Consider the following 14,779-nt stretch of genomic DNA (forward strand, 5'->3'; position numbering starts at 1 on the left):
CCTGCTCACGCTCCGGTCGCGACGAGGACGACGGCGACCGCCAGGACGACGGTGCCGGCGAGCAGCGCGCTCACATAGGTCTGCACATTGCCGGTCTGCGCGCGCCGTACGGCGGCCCCGAGGAACCGGGGCAGCGCGGCGGCGGCGCGTACGTAGGTGTCGACGACCTCGCGGTCGAGGAACCGGACGAGACTCGCTCCGGCCTGGACCGGACGGACGAACAGCGCGGAGTAGACCGCGTCCAGGTGGAAGCCGACGGCCGCGTGCCGGTGCAGCGGGCCGAGCAGCAGCCGCCCGGGGTCGGCCGGGTCGGGGGCGTAGGCGATGTCGCCGTAGGCCGGCTTGTGGGTGGCGATGGCCTCGGCCTCGACCAGTCCGGCGTCGCCTTCCGGGTGGGCGGCGACCGCGCCGAGCGGGGCGCGGGCGGCGAGCGCGGAGGTGCGCTGCCAGGCGCCGTAGGTGAGCAGTCCGCCGACCAGGGCGAGGCCCGTGCCGAGGATGGAGGTGAGGAGGGTCGGGGTCAGGTCGCGGCCGTCGAACCAGCCGGGCAGCGAGCGGTAGGCGAGCCCGCCGAAGGCCAGGGACGGGACCGTGAGCACCCACAGCACCACGGTCATCGTCAGCGGCTGACGGCCGTGGTCGGGGGCCTCGTTGCCGCGGCCGCGGAAGGTCAGCAGCCACAGCCGGGTGGCGTAGGCGGCGGTGAGCAGGGCGGTGACCAGGCCGGCGACGAGGACGATCCAGCCCGCCGCGCCGGGCGCGTGCTCGGTGTGGCCGTCGATGACGTGTTCGGCGGCGCCGAGGACGGACTCCTTGGAGAAGAAGCCGCTGAAGGGCGGGATCGCGGCGAGGGCGAGCAGCGCCACGGTCATCGTCCAGTAGGCGTCCGGGACGCGGTCGCGCAGGCCGTGCATGCGGGACATGGCGGCCAGCGAGTTGGTGCCGGCGGCGTGGATGATCACGCCGGCCGCGAGGAACAGCAGCGCCTTGAAGGCGCCGTGGGACAGGAGGTGGAAGACGGCGGCACCGCGGTCGCCGACGGCGAGGGCGCCGGTCATGTAGCCGAGCTGGCCGATCGTCGAGTAGGCGAGGACGCGCTTGATGTCGTCCTGGGCGAGCGCGGCCAGACCCGAGCCGGTCATGGTCACGGCGGCCATGACGGCGAGGACCACCATCGCGGCCGCGGAGGCCTCGAAGACCGGGAGGAGACGGGCGACGAAGTAGACACCGGCGGCGACCATGGTCGCGGCGTGGATCAGTGCCGAGACGGGCGTCGGGCCCGCCATCGCGTCCGGCAACCAGGTGTGCAGCGGGAACTGCGCCGACTTGCCCGCCACGCCCGCGAGCAGCAGCAGGGCGATCAGCGTGGGGTGGTCCAGGCCGCCGCTCGCGACGGTGCCGAGGACGCGGGTGATGCGGAACGACCCGGCGTCGGTGCCGAGCGCGAACAGGCCGATGAGGAACGGCACGTCGCCGAGTTTGGTGACCAGGAAAGCCTTCAGGGAGGCAGCGCGGGCCTCGGGGGTCTCCCAGTAGTGGCCGACCAGGAAGTAGGAGCAGATGCCCATGACCTCCCAGCCGACCAGCAGCACGATCAGGTCGCCCGAGTAGACGACCAGCAGCATCGCGGAGGTGAACAGGGAGACGAGAGCGGCGTAGGAGGGGTAGCGCGGGTCGTCGCGCAGGTAGCCCGTCGAGTAGATCTGCACGCAGCTCGCGACGAAGGCGACGAGGACGGCGACGAGTGCGGCGAAGCCGTCGATGTCCACGGCCAGGTCGATCGGGACCGAGCCCGTGGGGGTCAGCTCGGTGTGCGCCTCGATGGCCGGGCCGCCGCCCTGACGGACGGCGACCAGCGCGGCCAGCACGAGCGCGGCCAGGGGCGGCAGGACGGCGAGCGGGCGGACGAAACCGGGGGCGGTGCGGCCGAGGAGCAGACCGGCCGCTGCTCCCAGGAACGGCAGAAGGGGGACGAGTACGGCGAGGGTGGTCGTGGTCACGCGGTGGCCTCAGCCTTCTCGGCCGCGGGGGTGTCGGGGCCCTCGGTCTCGGGGCCCTCGGCGGTGTCGCGGAGCTTGTCGATGTCGGAGGTGCCGCGGTTGCGGTAGACGGCGAGCACGATCGCCAGGCCGATGCCGATCTCGGCGGCGGCGATGGCGATGGTGAACAGGGTCAGCGCCTGGCCGGAGTGCAGGGTCTCCTCGGCGGCACGGCTGAGCCAGACGTCGAAGGCGACCAGGTTGAGGTTGACGGCGTTGAGCATCAGCTCGACCGACATCAGGACCAGGATCGCGTTGCGGCGGGCGAGGACGCCGTACAGGCCGGTGCAGAAGAGGAGGGCGGAGAGTACGGCGGGATAGGCGAGGTGCATCAGCGGGCGCCTTCCTGGTCGCCGGGGACGTCGACAGCGGCGGGGGCGCCGGAGGCCGCGTCCGCCTTCACCTTGCGGGACAGGACGATCGCGCCGACGAGGGCCGCGAGGAGCAGGACGGAGAGGGCCTCGAAGGGCAGGACCCAGTTCTGGAAGAGGCTTTCGCCGGTGACGCGGGTGGTGCCGGCGGCCGGGCCGTCCAGGTCGATCCAGGTGGTGCGGAAGGCGTCGACGACCACCCAGACCAGGGAGACGGCCGCAGCCGCCGCGACGGTCAGGGCGGCCCAGCGGTTGCCGGAGTCGGCGTCCGGGGAGCGGCCGATGGGGGCCTTGGTGAGCATCAGGCCGAACAGGAGGAGGACGACGACGGAACCGACATAGATCAGGACCTGCACCCAGGCGATGAACTCGGCGGTGAGCAGCAGGTACTCCACGGCGAGGCCGCCGAGGGCGACCACGAGCCACAGGGCGGCGTGCACCAGCTGCCGTGTGGTGACGGTGATGAGCGCGGCGCCGAGGGTGACCAGGCCGACGAGGAGAAAGGCGATCTCGACGCCGTTCGGGGACAGGAATCCGTGCCGTTCGGGAGCGGTGAGGAGTGCGCCCCCGGTGCCGGAGGCGAGCGAGCCGGCTGCTGCTGCGAGGCTCATGACTCTCCCTCCTGCGGCTCCTGCGGTCCGGTCTGCGCGGCTGCCAGCTTCTCGGCGGTCTTGCGGGCGGCGGCGATCTCCTTCGGCTCCTCCGCGGCGGGGTCGAGGGCGGGCGGGGCCGGGACGGTCCACATCCACTCGCGGAGCTTGTCCCGCTCGTGGGTGAGGTCGCGGATGTCGGTCTCGGCGTACTCGAACTCCGGGGACCAGAACAGGGCGTCGAAAGGACAGACCTCGATGCAGATACCGCAGTACATGCACAGGGAGAAGTCGATGGCGAACCGGTCGAGGACGTTGCGGCTGCGTTCACGTCCGCCCGGGGCCGCCGGGGGGACCGTCTCCTTGTGGGAGTCGATGTAGATGCACCAGTCCGGGCACTCGCGGGCGCACAGCATGCAGACGGTGCAGTTCTCCTCGAACAGGCCGATCACGCCACGGGTGCGGGGCGGCAGCTCGGGAAGGACGTCCGGGTACTGCTCGGTGACGGTCTTCCGCGTCATCGTGCGCAGGGTGACGGCCAGGCCCTTGGCAAGGCCGGAGCCGGGGAAGGGGGGCATCAGGAGATCACCACCTTGACGATGCCGGTGAGGGCGATCTGGGCGAGGGAGAGGGGGACGAGGAGGGTCCAGGAGAGCTTCTGGAGCTGGTCCTCGCGCAGCCGGGGGTAGGTGACGCGGAGCCAGATGACGACGAACGCGAGGATCGCGGTCTTCAGCAGGGTCCACAGCCAGCCCAGGCCGTCGGCGCCCCAGGGGCCGTGCCAGCCGCCGAGGAAGAGGACGGTGGTCAGGCCGCACAGGACGACGATGCCCGCGTACTCGGCGAGCAGGAACAGGGCGAAGCGCAGACCCGTGTACTCGGTGTACGCGCCGAAGATGATCTCCGAGTCGGCGACGGGCATGTCGAACGGCGGGCGCTGCAGTTCGGCGAGTCCGGCGACGAAGAAGACGATCGCGCCGACGATCTGCCAGGGCAGCCACCACCAGTGGAAGGCGTGGACGATGCCCGGGAGGGAGACGGTTCCGGCCGCCATGGCCACGGAGGCGGCGGCGAGCAGCATCGGAAGTTCGTAGGCGAGCAGCTGGGCGGCCGTGCGCAGGCCGCCGAGCAGGGAGAACTTGTTCGCGCTGGCCCAGCCGGCCATGAGCGAGCCGAGCACGCCGACGCCCATCACCGCGAGCACGAAGAACACGCCCGCGTCGACGATCTCGCCGACGGCGCCCTTGCTCGGGCCGATCGGGATGGCGAGCAGGACGAGGAGGTACGGCAGCAGGGCGACGGCGGGGGCGAGCTGGAAGACGCGGCGGTCGGCGCCCGCCGGGACCACGTCCTCCTTCTGCGCGAACTTGACGCCGTCCGCGATGAGCTGGGCCCAGCCGTGGAAGCCGCCCGCGTACATCGGGCCGAGCCGGCCCTGCATGTGGGCCATCACCTTGTGCTCGGTCTGGCCCACGATCAGCGGGAAGGTGAGGAAGACGACGAACACGACCACAAGTCGCAGGGCGACGTCCAGCGCGCCGTTCACTGCGGGCCTCCTGTGGGGTGGTCGGGCTGGTCGGGCTGGTCGGGTTCGGCGGGGGTGCCGTCATCGGCGTGTTCGGCGGGGGTGCCGTGCTGCCGGGGGTGCCCGGCGGTCTCACCGGGTTGCCCGGTGGCTTCACGGGGTTGCCCGGTTTCGCGGGGCGGCGTGGGCTCCGCGGGCTCTGTGGGCTCTGTGGGGGTCTTCTCGGGTGCCGTGCGTTCCGCGGGTTCCTCCGGGCGGGACCGGCGCGTCGGGTCCGGTTCGTCGAAGGCCGGGCGCGCGTGGTGCCAGGGGGCGTCCGAGCTGCGCGGGGCCGTGCTGCGCCGGGCGGGCCCGGCGGGGCTGTCCGGTTCCGTCGGCTCCGGCTCCGGCTGCGTCGGCTCGGGTTCCGTCGGCTCGGACGACTCAGGTCGCGTCGACTCGGCCGGGGCTGCCGGGGCTGCCGGGGCTGCCGGGGCTGCCGGGGCTGCCGGGGCAGGTTCGGTCGTCCGGGGCGGCCGCTGTGAGGCCGAGCCCTCCGAGGCGGTGCGCGCGCGGCGCGGACGTCCCGGTGCGGGGGCGGCCGGCCGCGCCGGGCCGGGCTCATGCGCCACCGGGGCCTCGGCGGCCGGTCCCTCCGCCGCCGCCTGGGCTGCGTCGCCCTCGGCCGCGGCCTGCTTCCGTGCCGCCGCCTCCTCGCCGGGGGCCGCCTCTTCGGCCTGTACAGCCGTGTCCTCGGCCGCTGCCGTCGACTGGCTCACCGAACCCTCGCTCGCGCTCCTCATGCGGCGCGGCCGGCCCGGGGCACCGGCGCCGCCGCCCGGCTGCACGCCGGCGGCCTCCGAGGCAGCGCCCTCCCCCGGCCGCGCGCCCGCAACGCCCTCCGCGGGGGCCGCGCCGCCCTCGGTCTGGCTCGCGGAGCCCTGCGCCGCCGTACGGGTGCGCCGGACCGGGCGTTCCCCGGCCGCGCGTGCGGGGCGCTCCCCGGCCGCGCGTCCCGCCGCCCGGGCCGGACGGGCCGGGGCGGGGGGCAGCTGGCCCTTGAGCGGGCCCCACTCGTTCGGGTCGGGGACGCCCGGAGGCAGCATCTGGCGGCGCTTGGGGCCGCCGTGATCGGACTCCCCCGGTTCCTTCGCGCCGGGCCAGGCCTTGGCGACCCGTGCGGCGAGGACGAAGTCCTTGCGGAGCGGGTGTCCCTCGAAGTTCTCGGGGAGGAGCAGGTGCTCCAGGCCGGGGTGGTTCTCGAAGACGACGCCGAACATCTCGTGGGTCTCGCGCTCGTGCCAGGCGGCGCCCGCGTAGACACCGACGGCCGACGGGAGCGTCGGTGCCTCGTGCGGGACCGTCGTGCGGACCAGGAGCCGGCGGACCGGGTTCAGCGCGACGACGTGGGCGGAGACACGGAAGCCCGAGCCCGGTTCGTCGACCGCGCTCAGCCAGTCGAAGTAGGTGCAGGACAGGGTCGTACGGGCCGTCTCGAGGGCGGTGAGCCAGGAGGACGGGGGCACGTCCACCGCCAGGACGTCGTACGACTCCTCGGCGGTGGCGTCCGTGCCGAAGAGTTCTTCGGCGGGGGCGGGCAGCCAGCCGACCGTGCTCATCGGGCGTCCCCCTCGCCGGCCGGGGCCGGGGGCGCGACCAGGCCGCTCTGCAGGGCGGCCACGGACGGCCGGGCGGGACCGGCGCCGTACCGCTCGCCCAGGGACTCGCGGGCGATCTTCTCCTGGAGTTTGAGGATGCCCTGGAGCAGCGCCTCGGGGCGCGGCGGGCAGCCGGGGACGTACACGTCCACCGGGATGATCTGGTCGACGCCCTTGGTGACGGAGTACGAGTCCCAGTAGGGGCCGCCGCAGTTGGAGCAGGCGCCGAAGGAGATGACGTACTTGGGCTCGGGCATCTGCTCGTACAGGCGCTTGACGGCCGGGGCCATCTTGTCCGTGACCGTGCCGGAGACGACCATCAGGTCGGCCTGGCGGGGGCCCGGAGCGAAGGGGATGACGCCGAGCCGGATGAAGTCGTGGCGGGCCATCGACGCGGCGATGAACTCGATCGCGCAGCAGGCGAGGCCGAAGTTGAAGACCCACAGCGAGTAGCGGCGGCCCCAGTTCAGGACCACCTTCATCGGCTCGGGGGCCAGGCGGGCCAGGGCGCCCAGCCGCTTGGGCTCGGGCAGCGGAACAGGCTCGTAGACCGGCTCGGAGATCGGCCCGGAGACGGAGGGGTTCACGTCCATGTCAGGACGCCCTTCTTGTATGCGTACAGCAGGCCCACGGCGAGGAAGCCGAGGAAGATGAACATCTCCACGAGGGTCGTCGCGCCGTAGCCGTCGGCGGCGAAGACCGTCGCCCAGGGGAACAGGAAGATCGAGTCGACCGCGAAGATCACGTAGAGGAAGGCGTAGACGTAGTAGCGGACCTGAGTGTGGGCCCAGCCCTCGCCGACGGGGTCGACGCCGCACTCGTAGGTCAGGAGTTTCTCAGGGGTCGGCACGACCGGGCGCAGCAGGCGTCCCGCGCCGAAGGCGACCGCGACGAACAGCACGCCGATGAAGGCGAGCAGCCCCACGACCGAGTAGGACCGGAAGTAGCCGGCCGCGATGACGTTCGCCGCGGCGACCGTCGAGTGCCCCAACGTCTCCGGCACCGTCCGTCCCTCGCTCCCTGACCTCGTGACCTGAGTGAACTGGTGATCCAGCGTGCTTCGAGGATCTGTACGCACGGGAGTCTAGGCCCTGATAAAGAAAGGGTAAGCAGCCCGTCACACCCTGAGACGCGGGGCAGGGGCGCGGGGTGGGGTTTTCCCCCGTCGGCGGAGGGCGGCGTACCGCATGGCGCGAGGGGCGCCGCGCACGGCAGGCTGACCGCCATGACCGCTCCCAGCTCCGCCGCCGACCGGACCGACGGCACCGACGGCACCGACCGGACCGACGGCGCCGGCCGTCTGCCCCGGCCCCGGCCGGCCTACGACGCGCACACCTGGAAGGAGATCGCGCATCTCCTGCTGAACCTGCCGGTGGCGGTGTTCGGCTTCACCTACGCGTTCACGGTGCTGGTCGCCGGGGGGACACTCACCCTCACCGTGATCGGCCTGCCGCTGCTCGCGCTCTGCCTGCTGGGCGCCCGGCAGCTGGGGAAGCTGGAACGGGCCAGGGCCCGGACGCTGCTCGGGGTGCGGGTGGAGGAGCCGACGCCGCTGCCGCTCGCCAAGGGAGGCGGGCCGGTGCAGCGGCTGTGGATGGCGCTGAAGGACCCGGTGGGCTGGCGGACGCTGCTGTACGACGCCATCCGGCTGCCCTGGGGCATCCTCACCTTCTGCACGGTGCTGCCCTCGCTGTTCGTGCTGTGGCCGGTGCTGCCGTACCTCGCGCGGGCGCTCGCGAACGTCGACCGGGCGATGGTGCGGGGGCTGCTGTCCCCGTCGGACGAGCTGGAACGCCGTATCGCCGAACTGGAGTCCGACCGCGGGGTGGTGGTCGACACGGCGGCGGCGGACCTGCGCCGGATCGAGCGGGACCTGCACGACGGGGCCCAGGCCCGGCTGGTCAACCTGGCGATGGGGCTCGGTCTGGCCAAGGAGAAGCTGCTGGAGGATCCCGACGCCGCGGCGGCGATGGTCGACGAGGCGCACGGCGAGGTGAAGCTGGCCCTGCAGGAGCTGCGCGACCTGGCCCGGGGCATCCATCCGGCGGTGCTCACGGACCGGGGCCTGGACGCGGCCCTGTCGTCGGTCGCGTCCCGTTGCACGGTGCCGGTGAAGGTGACCGTGGACCTGCGGGCCCGGCCGGCGGAGGCCATCGAGGGCATCGCCTACTTCACGGTCTCCGAACTGCTGCAGAACATCAGCAAGCACAGCCGGGCCCGGTCCGCCTCCGTCGACGTGTGGCGCTCGGAGGACCGGCTGCTCATCCAGGTACGGGACGACGGCCGGGGTGGCGCCCGGCTGGACGGCGGCAGCGGCATGCGGGGCCTCGCGGAGCGGCTGGGCGCGGTGGACGGCCTGTTCGTGCTGGACTCGCCCGCCGGCGGCCCCACCGTGATCACCGCGGAACTGCCGTGGCGGGACCGGAAGGCGTAGCCGCGCCCCCCGTACGGAAGGCGTAGCCGCGCCCCCCGTCTGACAACCGCGCGGCCCGCTACGCCCGGGGGTGGGGGTGGGGAAAACCCCCGGTCCAAGACGCCGACGGCCTTCATGGCTCGGGGACGGACGGCGCACGACTCTGGAGATACGGCTGAACCGCCGCTCGGACGAGGAGAACGGGACGACATCCAATGGCCACGGAGTACGCGCAGGAATACGGGCGCGGGCACGGGCAGCCCGCCGGAACCGGCCACCGGCTGCCCGCCGCGCTGCGGGCGCCTTTCGAGGCGCGCAGTCGGCGCGAGTTCTGCTACGTCCTGCTGAGTCTGCCGATCTCCATCGTGCTCTTCACCTGGGCGGTGGCGATGGTCCCGCTCGGGGCGGGCCTGCTGGTGACGTTCCTCGGCGTCCCGGTGCTGGCCGCGGCGCTCGCCGGCTGCCGCGGCTTCGGCGTGCTGGAGCGGGCGCGGGCGCGCGGGCTGCTCGGCCTGGAGGTGGCCGACCCGGAGCCGCTGCGGGTCCGCAGGCCGGGCGCACTGGCCTGGATGGGCGCGGTCCTCAAGAGCGGCGCCTCCTGGCGGCAGCTGCTGTACGCGCTGGTGCAGTTCCCGTGGGCGGTGTTCTCGTTCTCGGTGGCCCTGAGCTTCTGGACCGTCGGCTGGGCGTTGCTGACGTATCCGCTGTGGTTCTGGGTGTTCCCGGCGTACGCGGGGACCGGCGGTCTGCAGATGTACGGCGACGAGCACCACAGCATCTACCTCGACAACCCGTTCGAGATCACCGTGACCGCGCTGGTCGGCCTGCTGTTCACCCTGGCCACGCCCTGGCTCGTGCGGGCTCTGACGACCGTCGACGGACTGCTCGTACGGGGGCTGCTCGGACCGTCGCCGCTGTCGGCGCGGGTGGTGGAGCTGGAGTCGGACCGGGGGGTCGTGGTCGACACGGCCGCGGCCGACCTGCGGCGCATCGAGCGGGACCTGCACGACGGGGCGCAGGCCCGGCTGGTCGGCCTGGCCATGGATCTGGGGCTCGCCAAGGAGAAGCTCCGGGAGGATCCGCAGGCCGCGGCACGGATGGTGGAGGAGGCCCACGGCGAGGTGAAGACGGCGCTGCAGGAGCTGCGCGATCTGGCTCGGGGCATCCATCCGGCCGTGCTCACCGACCGGGGCCTGGACGCGGCCCTCTCCGCGGTCGCCTCCCGCTGCACGGTGCCGGTCCGGGTCGAGGTCGACCTGCCCGCCCGGCCGGCCGCGGCCATCGAGGGCATCGCCTACTTCACGGTCGCCGAGCTGCTGCAGAACATCAGCAAGCACAGCCGGGCCCGGTCCGCCTCCGTCGACGTGTGGCGCTCGGAGGACCGGCTGATGCTGCAGGTGACCGACGACGGCGTGGGCGGCGCGGACGTCTCCGGCGGCTCGGGGCTGGCCGGACTCGCCGGCCGGCTGGACGCGGTGGACGGCATCCTCATGGTGGACTCGCCGGCCGGCGGCCCGACCCGCGTGATCGCGGAACTGCCGTGGCGGACGTCCGTGTGAGGTCGCTCCGGTCGCTCACGGCGACACGGACACGGACACGGCAAGCACCGCCTCCCGCGGTTGCGCCCCTCCCCCGGCTGCCGGTGGGCCCGGGCCGCCTCCCCGTGGACCGCGACGCGGACGAACGGCGCCGGCGTCTCCGGGCTCGCCGGGCGGGCCGCCCACCGGGGCGAGGACGAGGTCGGCGCCCCGGCCGGCGGTGACCGTGCGGACGGACTCCGGGACCCCCTCGCGGAGGAAGACCTCGTCGTAAGCGGGGAACGCCGGGCGTACCCCGCCTTCTCCGGTACCTCCGGTCTCCCGGTCCCCCTCTCCCGGTCCCCCAGTCCCCCGATCCCCCGATCTCCCGGTCCCCCAGTCCCCCGCCCCCCCCGGCCCCCCCGGCCCCCGGCACACGATCGTCGGCACTCGATCGCCCGCATGGTCACGGACCCCTCCGAGTGCCGGCCGGCGACAGGACGGCCGCCGGAAGACGGTCCGCTGTGCCGGCGCGGACGGGGATCCCGAACTCCCCTGCCGCACCGACCCGGTAATCCCGGGTGCTGCGGCGGCACGGGCCGAATGCTGGAATGCTGGGCCTCTGTGTGGACGCGCGTCAGGGACCGGACGCCGTCGCGGGAAACGGGCTGTGGGGGGCCGGAGGATCGTGGAGGACAGGGTGCGGGTGGTCATCGCCGAGGATTCGGTGCTGCTCAGGGAGGGCCTGACCCGGTTGCTGACCGACCGCGGGCACGACGTGGTGGCCGGTGTGGGGGACGCGGAGGCGCTGGTGAAGACCATCGCCGACCTGCACGCGCAGGGCGCGCTGCCCGACGTGGTGGTGGCGGACGTACGGATGCCGCCGACGCACACCGACGAGGGCGTGCGGGCGGCCGTGTCGCTGCGCAAGGCGCACCCGGGGCTCGGGGTGCTGGTGCTGTCGCAGTACGTGGAGGAGCGCTACGCCACCGAGTTGCTGGCCGGTTCCAGCCGCGGTGTGGGGTATCTGCTCAAGGACCGGGTCGCGGAGGTGCGGGAGTTCGTCGACGCGGTGGTGCGGGTGGCCGAGGGCGGTACGGCGCTGGACCCCGAGGTGGTCGCGCAGCTGCTCGGGCGCAGCCGCAAGCAGGACGTGCTGGCGGGGCTCACCCCGCGCGAGCGCGAGGTGCTCGGACTGATGGCCGAGGGGCGGACGAACTCGGCGGTCGCCCGGCAGCTGGTCGTCAGCGACGGGGCCGTGGAGAAGCACGTCAGCAACATCTTCCTGAAGCTCGGTCTGGCCCCGAGCGACGGCGACCACCGGCGGGTTCTGGCCGTTCTCACGTACTTGAATTCATGACAGAACCACCCGAACCCGAGAGGGACGCGGCTGAGCCCGTCACGGACGTATCAGAACTCGTGACGGAACACGTCCAAACCCTTGACGGCCGCATGTCGTACCCATGACGGGAGATGTCCGAACCTGAGAGAACAGGGGGACGCGCGGGGAGCGCCTTGAGAGGCCCTTGAGAGATGCGGGACATCATGGGAGGTCAGCGCGACAGGCCGTCTCGAAATGTCATCCGATCCGTGGATGGCCTCGGGAAGGCGACCCTAACCGACGTAGGGTTGATCCTGGGATGGTCCGTGGGACAGACCACGCCCCGGACAGCCGCCTCGAAGGAGGTCCAGTTCAGTGACCAGCCAGGTCAGCAGCCCAGCGGAGCAGACCGACGGAACGGTCGTGGGAGAGCAGCGCAAACCGGGCGGAGCCAAGGACGTGCGGCGCCTGGACCGGGTGATCATCCGGTTCGCGGGGGACTCGGGTGACGGTATGCAGCTCACCGGAGACCGGTTCACCTCGGAGACCGCTTCCTTCGGCAACGATCTCTCCACCCTCCCGAACTTCCCCGCCGAGATCCGCGCCCCCGCCGGCACCCTGCCCGGCGTCTCCTCGTTCCAGCTCCACTTCGCCGACCACGACATCCTCACCCCGGGCGACGCACCGAACGTGCTGGTCGCGATGAACCCGGCCGCGCTGAAGGCGAACATCGGCGATCTGCCGCGCGGTGCCGAGATCATCGTCAACACGGACGAGTTCACCAAGCGGGCCCTGCAGAAGGTGGGCTACGACAGCTCGCCGCTGGAGGACGGCTCGCTCGACGGCTACAACCTCCACCCGGTGCCGCTGACCACGCTCACGGTCGAGGCGCTCAAGGAGTTCGCCCTCTCCCGCAAGGAGGCCGAGCGCAGCAAGAACATGTTCGCGCTGGGCCTGCTGAGCTGGATGTACCACCGGCCCACCGAGGGCACCGAGAAGTTCCTGAAGTCGAAGTTCGCGAAGAAGCCGGCCATCGCGGAGGCGAACATCGCCGCGTTCCGGGCGGGCTGGAACTTCGGCGAGACGACGGAGGACTTCGCGGTCTCCTACGAGGTCGCCCCGGCCGCCCAGGCCTTCCCGGTCGGCACCTACCGGAACATCTCCGGCAACCTGGCCCTGGCCTACGGCCTGGTCGCGGCCTCGCAGCAGGCGGACCTGCCGCTGTACCTGGGCTCGTACCCGATCACGCCGGCCTCGGACATCCTGCACGAGCTGAGCAAGCACAAGAACTTCGGTGTGCGAACCTTCCAGGCGGAGGACGAGATCGCGGGCATCGGCGCGGCGCTGGGCGCGGCGTTCGGCGGCTCACTGGCGGTCACGACGACGTCCGGGCCGGGTGTGGCGCTGAAGAGCGAGACGATCGGGCTCGCGGTCTCCCTGGAGCTGCCGCTGCTGGTCGTCGACATCCAGCGCGGCGGCCCGTCCACCGGCCTGCCGACCAAGACCGAGCAGGCGGACCTGCTGCAGGCGTTGTACGGCCGCAACGGCGAGGCCCCGGTGCCGGTGGTCGCGCCCAGAACCCCGGCGGACTGCTTCGACGCGGCGCTGGAGGCGGCCCGGATCGCGCTGACGTACCGGACCCCCGTCTTCCTGCTCTCCGACGGCTACCTGGCCAACGGCTCCGAGCCGTGGCGGATCCCGGACCTGGACGAGCTGCCGGATCTGCGGGTGCAGTTCGCGTCCGGCCCGAACCACACGCTGGCGGACGGCACAGAGGTCTTCTGGCCCTACAAGCGGGATCCGCAGACCCTCGCCCGGCCGTGGGCGATCCCGGGCACGCCGGGTCTGGAGCACCGCATCGGCGGCATCGAGAAGCAGGACGGCACGGGCAACATCTCCTACGACCCGGCCAACCACGACTTCATGGTCCGCACCCGCCAGGCCAAGGTCGACGGGATCGAGGTCCCGGACATCGAGGTCGACGACCCGCACGGCGCGAAGACGCTGGTGCTGGGCTGGGGCTCGACGTACGGCCCGATCACGGCGGCGGTACGGCGGCTGCGCACGGCCGGCGAGTCGATCGCGCAGGCGCACCTGCGCCACCTCAACCCCTTCCCGCGCAACCTCGGACGTGTGCTGAAGCAGTACGACAAGGTGGTCGTCCCGGAGATGAACCTGGGGCAGCTGGCCACCTTGATCCGGGCGAGGTACCTGGTCGACGCCCATTCCTACAACCAGGTCAACGGCATGCCGTTCAAGGCGGAACAGCTCGCCGCGGCGCTGAAGGAGGCCATCGATGACTGACGCCGGCAACGGGCTGCTGCAGCTGGTCCCCAAGGCCGAGGCCAAGCAGTCGATGAAGGACTTCAAGTCGGACCAGGAAGTGCGCTGGTGCCCGGGCTGCGGTGACTACGCGATCCTGGCGGCTGTGCAGGGCTTCATGCCCGAGCTGGGGCTGGCCAGGGAGAACATCGTCTTCGTCTCCGGCATCGGCTGCTCCTCCCGCTTCCCGTACTACATGAACACCTACGGGATGCACTCCATCCACGGCCGCGCCCCGGCCATCGCGACCGGGCTGGCCTCCTCCCGCCAGGACCTGAGCGTGTGGGTCGTCACCGGTGACGGCGACGCCCTGTCCATCGGCGGCAACCACCTGATCCACGCGCTGCGCCGCAATGTGAACCTGAAGATCCTGCTGTTCAACAACCGTATCTACGGCCTGACCAAGGGCCAGTACTCACCGACCTCCGAGGTCGGCAAGATCACCAAGTCGACGCCGATGGGGTCGCTGGACGCGCCGTTCAACCCGGTGTCGCTGGCGATCGGCGCGGAGGCGTCCTTCGTGGCGCGCACGATCGACTCCGACCGCAAGCACCTGACCGAGGTGCTGCGCGCCGCCGCCGACCACCCGGGCACGGCCCTGATCGAGATCTACCAGAACTGCAACATCTTCAACGACGGCGCCTTCGACGCCCTGAAGGACAAGCAGCAGGCGGAGGAGGCGCTGATCCGTCTGGAGCACGGGCAGCCGATCCGCTTCGGCGGCGGGGAAGGCTCGCGCGGTGTCGTGCGCGACCGGCAGACCGGTGATCTGAGGGTGGTGACGGTGACCCCGGAGAACGAGGCGGACATCCTCGTCCACGACGCGCACGCCGCGTCCCCGACGACCGCCTTCGCGCTGTCCCGGCTGGCCGACCCGGACACCCTGCACCACACCCCGATCGGTGTCTTCCGCTCGGTGGAACGTCCGGTCTACGACACGGCGATGGCCGACCAGCTCGACACGGCCATCGAGCAGCAGGGCAAGGGCGACCTGGGTGCGCTGCTGGCCGGTGGCGACACCTGGACGGTCGTCGGCTGATCCGC

General features: G+C 72.3%; 13 protein-coding genes. 5 read left to right on the plus strand and 8 right to left on the minus strand.

Annotated features, from left to right (window positions below; genetic code table 11):
- Nucleotides 1-5 precede the first annotated feature (5 nt).
- Genes ACZ5CW_RS14040 through ACZ5CW_RS14075 form a run of 8 tightly spaced genes read right to left on the minus strand, consistent with a single transcriptional unit; the run spans nucleotide 6 to nucleotide 7,165 of the window.
- Entirely contained in the window at nucleotides 6-2,000 is a 1,995-nt protein-coding gene (locus ACZ5CW_RS14040) for an NADH-quinone oxidoreductase subunit 5 family protein (protein WP_468600817.1), read from the minus strand.
- Entirely contained in the window at nucleotides 1,997-2,371 is a 375-nt protein-coding gene (gene nuoK / locus ACZ5CW_RS14045; RefSeq protein ID WP_381655417.1) for an NADH-quinone oxidoreductase subunit NuoK, read from the minus strand. The genes ACZ5CW_RS14040 and nuoK overlap by 4 nt, the downstream gene beginning before the upstream one ends.
- Nucleotides 2,371-3,021: an NADH-quinone oxidoreductase subunit J family protein gene (locus ACZ5CW_RS14050; protein WP_468600820.1), complete on the minus strand. Its 651-nt coding sequence runs from the start codon at nucleotides 3,019-3,021 to the stop codon at nucleotides 2,371-2,373. The genes nuoK and ACZ5CW_RS14050 overlap by 1 nt, the downstream gene beginning before the upstream one ends.
- Nucleotides 3,018-3,578, minus strand: coding sequence for a NuoI/complex I 23 kDa subunit family protein (locus tag ACZ5CW_RS14055; RefSeq protein ID WP_468600822.1), 561 nt, complete (start codon nucleotides 3,576-3,578; stop codon nucleotides 3,018-3,020). Before ACZ5CW_RS14055 ends, ACZ5CW_RS14050 begins: the two co-directional genes overlap by 4 nt.
- Nucleotides 3,578-4,546, minus strand: coding sequence for a complex I subunit 1/NuoH family protein (locus ACZ5CW_RS14060; RefSeq protein ID WP_468600824.1), 969 nt, complete (start codon nucleotides 4,544-4,546; stop codon nucleotides 3,578-3,580). The genes ACZ5CW_RS14055 and ACZ5CW_RS14060 overlap by 1 nt, the downstream gene beginning before the upstream one ends.
- The gene (locus tag ACZ5CW_RS14065) at nucleotides 4,543-6,123 is read right to left on the minus strand and encodes an NADH-quinone oxidoreductase subunit C (RefSeq protein WP_468600826.1); all 1,581 of its coding nucleotides are present in this window, start codon (nucleotides 6,121-6,123) and stop codon (nucleotides 4,543-4,545) included. The genes ACZ5CW_RS14060 and ACZ5CW_RS14065 overlap by 4 nt, the downstream gene beginning before the upstream one ends.
- Nucleotides 6,120-6,755 carry an NADH-quinone oxidoreductase subunit B gene (locus ACZ5CW_RS14070; RefSeq protein WP_468600828.1) on the minus strand — a complete coding sequence of 212 codons (636 nt, stop codon included), beginning with the start codon at nucleotides 6,753-6,755 and terminating at the stop codon, nucleotides 6,120-6,122. The genes ACZ5CW_RS14065 and ACZ5CW_RS14070 overlap by 4 nt, the downstream gene beginning before the upstream one ends.
- On the minus strand, nucleotides 6,746-7,165 hold the full coding sequence (locus ACZ5CW_RS14075) for an NADH-quinone oxidoreductase subunit A (protein ID WP_468600830.1): 420 nt from the start codon (nucleotides 7,163-7,165) through the stop codon (nucleotides 6,746-6,748). Before ACZ5CW_RS14075 ends, ACZ5CW_RS14070 begins: the two co-directional genes overlap by 10 nt.
- A gap of 222 nt (nucleotides 7,166-7,387) precedes the next feature.
- On the opposite strand from ACZ5CW_RS14075, the gene ACZ5CW_RS14080 reads away from it, so the two are divergent.
- The 5 genes from ACZ5CW_RS14080 (at nucleotide 7,388) to ACZ5CW_RS14100 (ending at nucleotide 14,774) form a co-directional block, all read left to right on the plus strand.
- Entirely contained in the window at nucleotides 7,388-8,596 is a 1,209-nt protein-coding gene (locus ACZ5CW_RS14080; RefSeq protein ID WP_468600832.1) for a sensor histidine kinase, read from the plus strand.
- Between the two features lie 194 nt (nucleotides 8,597-8,790).
- On the plus strand, nucleotides 8,791-10,134 hold the full coding sequence (locus tag ACZ5CW_RS14085) for a sensor histidine kinase (protein ID WP_468600834.1): 1,344 nt from the start codon (nucleotides 8,791-8,793) through the stop codon (nucleotides 10,132-10,134).
- Between the two features lie 658 nt (nucleotides 10,135-10,792).
- Nucleotides 10,793-11,452 carry a LuxR C-terminal-related transcriptional regulator gene (locus ACZ5CW_RS14090; protein ID WP_468601106.1) on the plus strand — a complete coding sequence of 220 codons (660 nt, stop codon included), beginning with the start codon at nucleotides 10,793-10,795 and terminating at the stop codon, nucleotides 11,450-11,452.
- 336 nt (nucleotides 11,453-11,788) lie between these two features.
- Nucleotides 11,789-13,717, plus strand: a complete 1,929-nt coding sequence (locus tag ACZ5CW_RS14095; RefSeq protein WP_468600836.1) for a 2-oxoacid:acceptor oxidoreductase subunit alpha — start codon at nucleotides 11,789-11,791, stop codon at nucleotides 13,715-13,717.
- Nucleotides 13,710-14,774: a 2-oxoacid:ferredoxin oxidoreductase subunit beta gene (locus ACZ5CW_RS14100; RefSeq protein ID WP_468600838.1), complete on the plus strand. Its 1,065-nt coding sequence runs from the start codon at nucleotides 13,710-13,712 to the stop codon at nucleotides 14,772-14,774. Before ACZ5CW_RS14095 ends, ACZ5CW_RS14100 begins: the two co-directional genes overlap by 8 nt.
- The last annotated feature ends 5 nt before the right edge of the window (nucleotides 14,775-14,779 follow it).

The organism is Streptomyces sp. NPDC031379, assembly GCF_055569615.1.

Bases quoted from the DNA above. Each gene is read 5' to 3' on its own strand.
- nuoK (WP_381655417.1), bottom strand. From the start codon at position 2,371: ATGCACCTCGCCTATCCCGCCGTACTCTCCGCCCTCCTCTTCTGCACC.
- ACZ5CW_RS14050 (WP_468600820.1), bottom strand. From the start codon at position 3,021: ATGAGCCTCGCAGCAGCAGCCGGCTCGCTCGCCTCCGGCACCGGGGGC.
- ACZ5CW_RS14055 (WP_468600822.1), bottom strand. From the start codon at position 3,578: ATGCCCCCCTTCCCCGGCTCCGGCCTTGCCAAGGGCCTGGCCGTCACC.
- ACZ5CW_RS14065 (WP_468600826.1), bottom strand. From the start codon at position 6,123: ATGAGCACGGTCGGCTGGCTGCCCGCCCCCGCCGAAGAACTCTTCGGC.
- ACZ5CW_RS14070 (WP_468600828.1), bottom strand. From the start codon at position 6,755: ATGGACGTGAACCCCTCCGTCTCCGGGCCGATCTCCGAGCCGGTCTAC.
- ACZ5CW_RS14080 (WP_468600832.1), top strand. From the start codon at position 7,388: ATGACCGCTCCCAGCTCCGCCGCCGACCGGACCGACGGCACCGACGGC.
- ACZ5CW_RS14085 (WP_468600834.1), top strand. From the start codon at position 8,791: ATGGCCACGGAGTACGCGCAGGAATACGGGCGCGGGCACGGGCAGCCC.
- ACZ5CW_RS14100 (WP_468600838.1), top strand. From the start codon at position 13,710: ATGACTGACGCCGGCAACGGGCTGCTGCAGCTGGTCCCCAAGGCCGAG.